Origin of the sequence: Flavobacterium sp. GSA192, from assembly GCF_006386525.1 — a bacterium.
GTDB classification, from domain to species: Bacteria; Bacteroidota; Bacteroidia; order Flavobacteriales; family Flavobacteriaceae; genus Flavobacterium; species Flavobacterium commune.
Map to the genome: position 1 here is coordinate 142,088 of NZ_VAHC01000002.1, position 11,498 is coordinate 153,585.

12 protein-coding genes are annotated in these 11,498 nt (G+C 33.2%); 3 read left to right on the forward strand and 9 right to left on the reverse strand.

Features of this window, described 5'->3' with window-relative positions; all coding sequences use genetic code 11:
- Positions 1 to 14: 14 nt before the first annotated feature.
- The 8 genes from atpA to FDM27_RS04725 form a co-directional block, all read right to left on the reverse strand.
- A complete protein-coding gene (gene atpA / locus FDM27_RS04685) occupies positions 15 to 1,592 on the reverse strand; it encodes a F0F1 ATP synthase subunit alpha (RefSeq protein WP_071184331.1) in 1,578 nt (525 codons plus the stop codon).
- 37 nt (positions 1,593 to 1,629) lie between these two features.
- Complete coding sequence (atpH, locus tag FDM27_RS04690) at positions 1,630 to 2,163, reverse strand: ATP synthase F1 subunit delta (protein ID WP_140485390.1); 534 nt, start codon at positions 2,161 to 2,163, stop codon at positions 1,630 to 1,632.
- 4 nt (positions 2,164 to 2,167) lie between these two features.
- The gene (locus FDM27_RS04695) at positions 2,168 to 2,668 is read right to left on the reverse strand and encodes a F0F1 ATP synthase subunit B (RefSeq protein WP_071184333.1); all 501 of its coding nucleotides are present in this window, start codon (positions 2,666 to 2,668) and stop codon (positions 2,168 to 2,170) included.
- 124 nt (positions 2,669 to 2,792) lie between these two features.
- The gene (gene atpE, locus FDM27_RS04700; RefSeq protein WP_026712861.1) at positions 2,793 to 2,984 is read right to left on the reverse strand and encodes an ATP synthase F0 subunit C; all 192 of its coding nucleotides are present in this window, start codon (positions 2,982 to 2,984) and stop codon (positions 2,793 to 2,795) included.
- A 113-nt stretch (positions 2,985 to 3,097) separates the two neighbouring features.
- On the reverse strand, positions 3,098 to 4,261 hold the full coding sequence (gene atpB / locus FDM27_RS04705; RefSeq protein WP_071184334.1) for a F0F1 ATP synthase subunit A: 1,164 nt from the start codon (positions 4,259 to 4,261) through the stop codon (positions 3,098 to 3,100).
- 538 nt (positions 4,262 to 4,799) lie between these two features.
- Complete coding sequence (locus tag FDM27_RS04715; protein WP_071184336.1) at positions 4,800 to 5,030, reverse strand: AtpZ/AtpI family protein; 231 nt, start codon at positions 5,028 to 5,030, stop codon at positions 4,800 to 4,802.
- Positions 5,014 to 5,400, reverse strand: a complete 387-nt coding sequence (locus tag FDM27_RS04720) for a polymer-forming cytoskeletal protein (protein WP_071184337.1) — start codon at positions 5,398 to 5,400, stop codon at positions 5,014 to 5,016. Before FDM27_RS04720 ends, FDM27_RS04715 begins: the two co-directional genes overlap by 17 nt.
- Before the next feature lie 5 nt (positions 5,401 to 5,405).
- Positions 5,406 to 8,021 carry a tetratricopeptide repeat protein gene (locus FDM27_RS04725; protein WP_140485392.1) on the reverse strand — a complete coding sequence of 872 codons (2,616 nt, stop codon included), beginning with the start codon at positions 8,019 to 8,021 and terminating at the stop codon, positions 5,406 to 5,408.
- A gap of 352 nt (positions 8,022 to 8,373) precedes the next feature.
- On the opposite strand from FDM27_RS04725, the gene FDM27_RS04730 reads away from it, so the two are divergent.
- The 3 genes from FDM27_RS04730 (at position 8,374) to FDM27_RS04740 (ending at position 10,665) form a co-directional block, all read left to right on the forward strand.
- The gene (locus tag FDM27_RS04730; RefSeq protein ID WP_071184339.1) at positions 8,374 to 9,423 is read left to right on the forward strand and encodes a ferredoxin--NADP reductase; all 1,050 of its coding nucleotides are present in this window, start codon (positions 8,374 to 8,376) and stop codon (positions 9,421 to 9,423) included.
- Positions 9,424 to 9,615: 192 nt separating this feature from the next.
- Positions 9,616 to 10,317, forward strand: a complete 702-nt coding sequence (locus tag FDM27_RS04735) for a GIY-YIG nuclease family protein (protein WP_140485393.1) — start codon at positions 9,616 to 9,618, stop codon at positions 10,315 to 10,317.
- 39 nt (positions 10,318 to 10,356) lie between these two features.
- The gene (locus tag FDM27_RS04740; protein WP_140485394.1) at positions 10,357 to 10,665 is read left to right on the forward strand and encodes a hypothetical protein; all 309 of its coding nucleotides are present in this window, start codon (positions 10,357 to 10,359) and stop codon (positions 10,663 to 10,665) included.
- 62 nt (positions 10,666 to 10,727) lie between these two features.
- Here FDM27_RS04740 and FDM27_RS16025 read toward each other — a convergent pair whose 3' ends face one another.
- A complete protein-coding gene (locus FDM27_RS16025; protein ID WP_181161634.1) occupies positions 10,728 to 11,489 on the reverse strand; it encodes a GLPGLI family protein in 762 nt (253 codons plus the stop codon).
- Positions 11,490 to 11,498 lie beyond the last annotated feature (9 nt).

Here is an 11,498-nt window from a genome sequence, read left to right on the forward strand (position 1 = left end):
TTCTAACTTCTATCTTAATTATATTTTGCTGAAACTTCTTTCGCTACAGTCTCGATTACATCAGTAATTTCGTCTGTCAACTTACCTGCTTTTAAAGCATCAAGAGTTGGTCTGTGCTTAGCGTTTAAGAATTCTAAGAAATCTTTCTCAAATTCTTTTACTTTATTTACAGGAACATTTCTTAATAAGTTTTTAGAACCTGCATAGATAATAGCTACCTGGTCTTCAACAGTATAAGGATCATTCAAACCTTGTTTCAAGATTTCAACGTTTCTTTTTCCTTTTTCAATTACGTTTAAAGTAACAGCATCAAGGTCAGAACCAAATTTAGCAAACGCTTCCAATTCACGGAATTGAGCCTGATCTAATTTTAAAGTACCTGATACTTTTTTCATTGATTTAATTTGAGCATTACCTCCAACACGAGATACAGAAATACCTACGTTAATTGCCGGACGAACCCCTGAGTTAAACAAATCTCCATCAAGGAAAATCTGACCATCAGTAATCGAGATTACGTTTGTTGGGATATATGCAGAAACGTCACCAGCTTGAGTTTCGATAATTGGTAAAGCTGTTAATGAACCACCACCTTTAACGATTCCTTTGATAGAATCCGGTAAATCATTCATGTTTTTAGCAATTCCGTCATCAGCGATAACTTTACAAGCTCTTTCTAATAAACGAGAGTGTAAGTAGAAAACGTCTCCAGGATAAGCCTCACGTCCCGGTGGTCTTCTTAATAAAAGAGATACCTCACGGTAAGCCACAGCTTGTTTAGATAAATCATCATAAACAATTAAAGCCGGACGACCAGAATCTCTAAAATATTCTCCAATAGCAGCACCAGCGAATGGAGCGTAAACTTGCATTGGAGCTGGGTCAGAAGCATTAGCAGCTACGATAACTGTATAAGCCATTGCTCCTTTTTCTTCTAACATTTTTGCAATTCCTGCTACAGTTGACGCTTTTTGTCCAATTGCAACATAGATACAGAATACTGGTTTACCAGCATCATAAAATTCTTTTTGATTTAAGATAGTGTCAATACAAACAGTTGATTTACCTGTTTGACGGTCACCAATAACCAACTCACGTTGACCTCTACCAACCGGGATCATAGCATCAACCGCTTTTACACCTGTTTGTAATGGTTCAGTAACTGGTTGACGGAAAACTACTCCAGGAGCTTTTCTTTCCAAAGGCATTTCGTATAAGTCCCCACCGATTGGTCCTTTTCCATCAATTGGAAAACCAAGAGTATTTACTACACGTCCTACCATTTGTTCTCCTACTTTAAGAGAAGCAATACGTTGAGTTCTTTTAGCAGTAGAACCTTCTTTGATTCCTGTAGATGGTCCTAAAAGTACCACACCTACGTTATCTTCTTCAAGATTCAATACAATAGCCTCAAGACCATTTTCAAATTCTACTAACTCTCCATATTGTACATTCGAAAGCCCGTAAATACGAGCAATACCATCTCCAACTTGAAGTACCGTTCCTACCTCCTCTAGCGTAGCGCCAGATTCAAAACCTTCTACTTGCTTTCTTAATATTGCTGAAATTTCAGCAGGTTTGATTTCCGCCATCTTAATTTATAATTTAGACACTTAATGTGCAATAAAACTAGTTACTTAATTCTCTCTTTAATACTTGTAATCTGTTAGCGATAGAAGCATTGTACTGCTTATCACCTATTCTTAGAATAAATCCTCCAATGATTGCAGGATCTACTATATTTTTAATGGTTACTTTTTTATCTGACAAAGATTCGATTTTAGTCAAAACTTTAGCTTCTAAAGCCGCATCCATAGAAATAGCAGTAGTTACTACAGCTACTTCTAAACCATTAGCCTCATCAAATAATTCAGAATATGCTACTGCAATAGCTTCAAGAATTTCAAATCTTTTATTTTCGAATAATAAATGAAAGAAACCTTTAGTTACACCATTAACATTAGCAAAAACTTCCAATAGTGCATTTTCTTTTACCTCAACACTAATAGTTGGACTTTGAATAAACGCATTTAATTCAGAGTTTCCTTTAATAGTTGAAGCAATTAAAATCATATCGTTATTAATCTCATTAGCAACTCCAATTGAGTCTGCCATACTAAGAATCGCTTTTGCGTAACGAATTGCTGCTCTTGTACCTGCCATAATATTAGTTTAGCTTTACGTCACCTAACATTTTCTCAACTAATTTAGTTTGAGCTTCAGTGTTAGATAATTCGTCTTTCAATAATTTCTCTGCGATACTCAATGACAAAGTAGAAACCTGCAATTTCAATTCAGCCATAGCTGCATTTTTTTCGCTGTTAATTGCTGCTTTAGCCTGCTCAATCATTTTCTCACCTTGTGCCTGAGCTTCACCTTTAGCATCAGCAATCATTTTCTCTTTCATCTCACGAGCTTCTTTCAACATAGCATCACGCTCAGCTCTTGCCTCGTTCAAAATTCTTTGATTGTCAGCTTGCAAATTTTGCATTTCTTTTCTAGCATTTTCAGCAGATTCTAATGCGTTTTTGATTCCTTCTTCTCTTTCATTAACTGCATCAAGAATAGGTTTCCAAGCGAATTTTTTCAATAATAATATTAATCCAACAAATATTAATACTTGCCAAAAAAACAAACCAAACTCAAACTGATTTATTAACTTTTCCATTATATATAATTCTAAGTTTTATATTCTAAATTTAATCTTGTTGCATTGCTGCAATGTAATGTTTTAATTTTAAAAGCAATAGTTACAACCAACCGTTGCAACTATTGTCTTTTTTTAGTTTTAATTAAGCTGCGAATAAAGCTGCGAAACCAATACCTTCAATAAGTGCAGCAGCGATAAGCATAGCTGTTTGGATTTTTCCTGAAGCTTCTGGTTGACGAGCAATAGCGTCCATTGCTGAACTACCAATTTTACCAATACCTAAACCTGCTCCGATAACGATTAATCCAGCTCCAATAATTTGTGGAATTTCCATGATATATATATTAAAAATTAAACATTCAATTTGATTTCAGAATGAAGATTAACGATTTTAGATTTCAGAATGCAAATCTACATTCAAAAATCATAAATCTAAAATCAACAATCTTAGTGGTGACCTTCTTCGTGGTGGTGTTCTTCAACAGCCGCACCAAAATAAAGTGCCGATAACATTGTGAAAATATAAGCCTGCAAGAATGCAACTAAAATTTCAAGAATAGAAAGTGCAAATGCTAACCCAAAAGATAACGGACTTCCAATCCAGCTTTTAAAGATAAACATTAAAGCGATAATACTCATCAATACAATATGTCCTGCAAAAATATTTGCGTACAAACGTATCATTAATGAGAAAGGTTTAATAAAAACACCTAACAATTCAATTGGCGCTAAGATGATACGCATTGGTTTTGGCACACCCGGCATCCAGAAAATGTGTCCCCAATAGTTTTTATTAGCTGTTAAGTTAGTAATTAAGAAAGTTAAAAATGCTAATGAGAAAGTAATTGTTAAGTTACCAGTAGCATTAATTCCTAGTGGAGTTAATCCGAAGATATTTAAGAACAACACAAAGAAGAAGATTGTCAATAAATAACTCATATAGTTTTTATATTTTTTCTCACCAATGTTTGGTATAGCTATTTCGTCACGAACATATACTACTAATGGTTCAAAAATACGACCTACTCCAGAAGCAATTCCTCCGTTTTTAGCGTAAGATTTAGCCAAATTAGTAAAAATGAAAAACATTAATAAAGCAGCAGCAATAATTGAAACTACTGTTTTAGTAATTGAAAAGTCAATAGGACGAACATTAGTCGGGAAACCAGTTTCTTCATCCTCAGTAATTGTTCCTGAAGCATCTGTTCTGTAAATTTTACCATCATGATGATTGATAGCATAAAAGTTACCTTTAGATTCTGCTACTTCTTTTCCGTGGTGGAATTTTGCAGAAGAAAAAACGTGTAATTCATTATTATCCCATAAAATTACAGGCAATGGAAAACCCCAGCTTTCTCCTGTCTCATCATCCTGAGTTAATGAAAAATCATGAGAATCCAAAACGTGGTGACCAATGAACGCTTTAATTTTAGATTTTAAATCTGTTGGTTCAGCATGAGCTCCTTCATGATGCCCCTCGGCTGCTACTTCGTGAGTGGCTTCTACCTTTACTTGTGCCGAATCAACTTCTTGATTTGCAAAACTTACCAATGGAAGACACGCTAAAAATGTTGCTATTATAAATCTAAGTGGTCTCTTTAAAATCACCATAATTACTAAATATGTTATATTTACGTTTCTAAAATTTGGCGCAAAGGTACATTTTTTATTTACATCTAAAAGGATATAAAAATATATTTTTTTTAATCTCTGATTTAAGGCTCTTTTTTAAGGCTTTTTGCTTAATATTCTTATAGTTAGAACAGTCTCAATTGTCAAAAAAAGGACAAATAGTACAAAAAAATTTATCTTCTCAATTCTAATGTCATAATGAGTCCTATTCAAAATCGGCTTTAGGAGTAAATAATAGAAAACAAGTTTACTGCTGGTTAACAACAAAAAAGACATTCCCAACTGATCAAAATTGCGTTTTTTTATCATTAAAAGAATAAAAACAATCACAAAAGACAATATAAAAAAGATGCCATACAACTGCTCTAAACTGTAATAAAACGTCTGCTGGTCGATTTTGAAAAAATAAAAAACCAATTGATGCACTACATAAGCTACAACTACCGAAATGAATAAAAAGAGAAGATACTTGTAATTTTTTAAAATCATAATTGTTGTTTTGTCCGGAAAAGACGGTTCATTCTTTATCTTTATTAATCTCGTTAACCTGCCTTATTACATTATACAATGCTAAGAACACCCCTATCATAACAAATATTTTGTTGTAATAAATCTTAGGATGCGGATGATTTTCGTCGAGCCAGTCACCTAAATACGCAAACAAAAAAATGATTACTCCCATTTGTATGGGAATATTAATCAAAGCGAGCCATTTACCAGGCTTTTTATCGTTAGGATTCGTTTCCATCACTTGATATGTTTTGACTTTCTTTCATTGTACAGGAGGCAGAAAAATCGGCTCCTGGTTCTACTGCTAATTTTCCCACGGTAACATCGCCCTGAATACTTGCTTTGGATTTTATATTTAATAATTCGGCTACTATAATTGTTCCGTTAAATTTCCCTTCAATATCAGCATTTTTACAACTAACATCTCCCGTAACACTTCCTGTAGGGCCTATAACTAACTTACCCATAGATTGAAAATTCCCTATTAATTCGCCATCTAATCTAAAATCAGCCTTCGAAATAATATCTCCTTTTATAATGGTTCCTTCAACGATTCTATTAGTTTTACCTAAAAGCTCGGTATAGGGTTTTTCTTTTTTATTAAACATTGCAATTATTTTTTGGCTTCTAAATATGAGTTTAGATTTTTCTTGATTTGAACTATTTTATAATTTTCGTTCGAAATAATTATAGGAACAGTTGTGATTTGATAACTTGGATTTTCTTTTAAAACTCCTGCTACACTCGTGGCATATTCCTGTGTGGAAATACCCTGAACGATTACAAATCCCTGGTTTTCAGCATAGGAATTATAAGCCAGATTTAATTTTTGAGCATTCTCAGCATTAATAAACTTACTGATTTTTTCCTCTATTGTTTTTTTATCATTAGCAGCATTTAGAGCTACCGGATACAATATCTTCCAATGAGTGGACTCTTTAAAATCAAAATCCATTTGTTCTAATGACGGTATTTGCTCTGCCAGAATGCTATGTGCCTTTTTACCTTCTTCGGTATTTGGATAAGTCGCTGCCACAAATTCCAATGCAGTTTTATAAGCAACTAATCCTTTTTGTTTTCCAATGGTATTGGCTTTTAAAAGTTCAAATTTAGGTACCACTTCTTCACCCGAAAACTGATTGATTAATCCGTCCACTTTGGCCGAAACAGCATCAAATTCTTCGTTGTTGTATTGCTGATATAGTTTTTTATAAACCTCCTCGGGACTTCCTTCCTCAACTATCACATTCGAATTGTTTAAAATTTGAGCATACCGCGAATTTGGATATTGACTTATAATTTTGTTCCTGATTTCCTCAGCTTTTTCATTATTTGTAACTTGATAAATTTTATACAAATTATATAAGCTAGGAAGTACTAATTTTTCTACGGGTTGATTGGCTAATAATTGTTCCAATTTTTTTGCAGCCAAATCATATTCTTTGAACTTTTCCTTATAAATAACACCTAACTGATAATAAGCATCATTGCGCTCTTTGGCAATGCTGTCAATAGCTGTCACTGCTACGGGAAGCTGTTTTAAATAAAAATCAGCCGTGTATTTAGGTTCAACTTCTTTTTCTTTCGAAACTTTCTCAGCCACTACTTCCTGTTCCTGAACGCTAAGTGAATCGTTAGCAATTGCATTATTCGGATTCAAATTAATTGAGGAACTAACTCTCCAAAATCCTGTTGAAACGCGTTTCCCCCAATTTTTCTTAAAGGCAATTTTCCCAAAAGACACCGTAGAAGGATTGTAAAAATAAAAGCTGTTTTCTGTTTGAATGCTCGCCATAGATGGCGGAGCAAATGGCGTTTTAGCAGCAGGATTAGCTGATTTAGCAGCATCAGCAACCGAAGACTGACTGTTTCTTTCGATATTTTTTTGCTTTTCGGCTTCTTTCTCCTCTAAAATTCTTTTGGCTTCATCTGATTTTTTTAACTTCTCTATGTAACCGTCAAAATAGGCTATTTTCCCGGATTCAGGTAAGGAAACTACATGTAGAATACTGTCGTTTCTGGTAGCTATGTCTTCATAGAAAATTACTTCATCGAGATTTTTACGCACTTTTTCAATGTGAATAAACTCTCTGGTTTTAGGATTCAGTTTTACCAAAGTACTGTCGTAATATTTAGCCGCAAGCGGATAACGTGCATTTTTAAAATACATGTTTCCTATATTTCTGTAATCGGACGCTATTAAATAATTATCGGATTGAGCCTTTTTTAAAGAAGCATTGTAATATTCTAAAGCCCTTTCGTCCTTGCCTTGCTTGTCATAGAAAACACCCATCTGGTAATTTAAAACATCCAAAAAAGGACGGTTCTCACGGTTTTCTAACAATTTATGGAATTTCTCATCAAAGACCATTTTATCACCATTTTGATAATCAAACAATGCAGCTAATCTGGCCTGTGATTGCATCATGTATTTCCTGTCTGATTTACGATTCATCTTAATCACCGCCTGATAATACTCTTTTGCAATTTCATTTTGACCCATTTCCTCATGCAATTGCCCCAAAATAAAACGGTATCTGGCTTTTTCATTATTGCGTTTGGTAAAAATCACGGCTTTTTTTAATGTAACAATCGCACTGTCTTTTTCTTCTAAATTTAAAAAAGAAGCCGCCAAAAGCGCATTGGCATCAGCCAAAACCTGTTTTTTAGGTTTGTGGTCTTTGAGCATTTTGCTGATATTTTTCACCACCAAAGCATCGTTGCCTAAACGCATATTGGTTTTTTCACGCCAAATTTTAGCTTCTTCTATTCGGCTGCTGTTAGGATATTTGTATAAAATATAATTAAAAGCGTCCAGTGCCGGAATGAATCGTTGATCGTAGTAACGGGATTTTCCTAACAATAAATACGCTTCGTCAATTTGAGAATTGCGTTCCCGACCGCCAATGTTCATCGAATGTTTTTGAATGGCCTTGGTCGCTTTGGTTTCTGCCAATTTAAAATCGGCATTTTTTGTGGTATCTACTACAATATCTTCATTGATGTGCATGGGTTCAATAGACAAACGCTCCCAGAAATTATCTTCGTTGCTGGCCTCAATACCTTTAATTCCTTTGTCTAATCCTATTTGACCGTTGTACAAAATGTTATATTTTGTACTTAAAGCATGTGAATTTCGAGCCAAAAAAGTATCATTCCTGGTAGAACAAGCTACCAAAATACACAAACACCCTAAGGGAATTGAATATTTAATTTTGTTGGTTTTCAATGATTCGCTGGTTTTATCATTAAACTTTTAAAAAGTTTTTTTAGTATAATGACTGGTAAAAATACGTTTCTTTTTGAAATATTTAAATTTAAAGCCGGAAAAGCTTTTGAGTAGTTTTGAAATTAATCAAAATACACTTTTAAAATTCTTATCTAAATTCTCAAAAAAATCAAAATCAACTGTTTAAATACAATAACAAAAAATTAAGACTAGTAAAAAAGCTACTTTTTTGAAACTGAACTTTCAGATAAGCTTGTTTTAGGGAATCAAAATTAATGATTCCGCAAAATATTCCACAAATTCAGTATCTTAATTATGTAGCGTTTTCTATTTTTGTAAAAAATTATATCACATGCCAAATTTTCTTAAACTCATTATAAAAGAGGTTAAAAGAGAAACTGTCGCTGCTGTTTCTATCCTTTTTAATGTACCTGAAGAATTAAAAGACAACTATAAATTCATCGCGGGACAATACGTAAACATCCGATTAACATTGGACGGAAAAGAAATTCGTCGTGCGTATTCCATTTGTTCTTCGCCTGAAAGTGGCGAATTGCGCATTGCTGTGAAAGCCGTTAAAGATGGTTTGTTTTCTCAATTTGCCAATAGCCAACTAAAGGCAGGCGATGTCCTTGAAGTAGGAAAACCAGAAGGAAAATTCACTTTTGAACCTGATACTAACCGACAAAAAAACTATGTGGCCTTCGTTTCCGGAAGCGGAATTACGCCTGTTTTATCTATCATCAAATCGGTTTTAAAAAGTGAACCTAAGAGTTCTTTTGTGCTGGTTTACGGAAACAAATCGCCCGAAGAAACCATTTTTCACCAGGAATTACACGATTTACACCTGCAATATGTAAGCCGATTATTAGTTCATTATGTTTATAGCCAGGCTAAGGCTGATGAAGCTTTATTTGGTCGAATTGACAAATCGGTAGTGAATTATGTTTTGAACAACAAACACGCTGCCATAGAATTTGAAAAATTCTATTTGTGTGGTCCTGAACAAATGATTGATACCGTATCTGGCATTTTAAAAGAGAAAAACGTAAAAGATTCGGCTATAAAGTTTGAGCTTTTTACAGCTTCGGCTTTTGAAAATGAAATCAAAGATTTGAGCGGACACTCAAAAATTACCGTTATGGTGGACGATGAAGAAACTTCGTTCGAAATGTCCCAAAAACAAACCATTCTGGAAGCAGCCTTAAAACAAGGAATCGATGCTCCATATTCTTGCCAGGGCGGAATTTGCAGCAGCTGTCTTTGTCGCGTAACCGAAGGAAGTGCCGAAATGAAGAAAAACTCCATCCTTACCGATAAAGAAATTGCCGAAGGTTTAATCCTGAGCTGTCAGGCACATCCAACATCGGATACTATTTATGTGGATTTTGATGATGTTTAGTAGTTAAATTCTAAAACTCAATAACTAAAACTTCTCTGAAAAGGGAAGTTTTTTTGTTTTAGGGATGTTGGGGTTTTTCTTATATTAGCAGAGACTAGACTATGAAATATAATTTTATTGACTTTAAGTTAAATTATAAAAACATTAGAAGTCACACATGCGTTTAATAAATTATTTAAATTCCTAACAGCCATGGACATTTATAATAAAAATTTTTATTGGTTAAAAACTAACGACAATCACGAAAATTGGTTTGTAATTGCTTATGATGAATATTTAGCTGAAAAATTTTTTGTTAGTATGGAGGGATATGATTTGGAAGATGTTGAAGCAACTAAAATATGTGAAGTCATTTTTGAAGATCATGATGAAAATGAATACTTTCCTTCAAATGAAATGCTAATAAAAAATGGATTTGAGATTATCAAGTTAGATGAACCAATGATAGTATGGAAAGATGGGAAAAAATATTGTCAAGGTAACATTATGCATTGTATCATATCAGAAAAAAGTAAAAATAAATTAGGTTTATATATAATTCATACAAATAATTCTAACTTATTTAAAATTGGTATTACAAAAAATATCAATCAACGAATAAAACAATTTGAAACTGGAAATCCTTTTGAGTTTACCTTATATGAATTTTTTGAAACAGAAAGTTGTAGAAAATTAGAAAAACTTATTCATGAAAAATTAGAAAAAAATAGATACCGAAAAGAATGGTTTAAATTAAACGAAGAAGAACTAACTGAGATTTGTAATTTCGCAAAAAATTATATTGGACTTCCTCCATATCTTGAAGAATTTAATTGTCCTATATCTGATTTTTTAACAATACCAGAACAAAATGATATTGATAAAATTAATGATGTAAATGATCTGCCATTCTAAAAAAATTATAAAAACAAATCCTTTTCAAGTCTTCATACCATGAAATCCATTCGAGAAATATTTAAGAACAATCCATCGCTTCTTGATGAACCAGAAGTAATACAACTTATAGATTATTGCGAGCAATTGCAAGACGAAATTGTTGAGTTTAAATTTCAAAAAACTGACAATAAAGAACTCCCTATGCTCGATATGATTAAAGAAGTCATTAAAGGCTGTAATGCCGTCGAAAAAGAGCAAATGGAACACGAACGCTTTGGTTATCCTCCACCTGATTATCAGGAAACTATTTCGAATCTAAAGAATTATATTTATGATAGATGTAGGGATGAGAAGATTTATTTATAAGTAAAAATCCAAATCCCAATTGTATAAAAACTGAGATTTGGAATTTTTTTATTTAGAATTTACTAAAGAAACGCATTCCACAAAAACATGTTTTTTTGCCTTTTGTTTTCTTCTTTATCCTCGCCATAGCTGAACCACTCCTTTGTTTTTTCTTCAATCAATGTTTTCAGTCCTACAAAATCATAGGTCTTTTTGGCTGCGATGGGTTTTATATCAGCTGCATTAGCAAAAGTCACATCAACTTTAGTCGCAATATAAGAAGTATATAATCGTGGTATGGTAAGCCCTAAAATCATACCTGGCAAACCACTGATAGAACAGGGACCGCCCGAAATGGTAATATCATCCGTGTAAAAAGCAAATACATATACGTCGTCCATTATTTTGCCAACGGCTTTTCGGCAATTATATCCGGCTATTTCTCTGTTTTCATTGGTAATTTTCCATTCAATTTTTGGAATACTATCGGCTATAACAAAATTAGTTCCAACAATCTGTTTTTGCATGTTCATTGTCCCGGAAGTAAAATCAAAATACCAAATATTTTCTTCATCGACCTCTTTGTAGTATTTTGGAATTCTTGTTTTTGGGTTCCATCTGTCAAATTTGAATATGCTTTTATTGTCTTCAAAAGTATAGTTGAAATAAGAAATTTTAAGATCAGAAAGATTGTCTTTCATCATTTCGTCCCAACTATCATTACTCATTGTTTTTTTGAGATTGGTACTTACCTCATATTCAATTACAGCCTTATCTACAAATTGCTGCGCTCTTATGGTAGTTGTAAAAATGAGTGCGGTTATAAAAAAATATATTGTTTTCATCGTTTATAA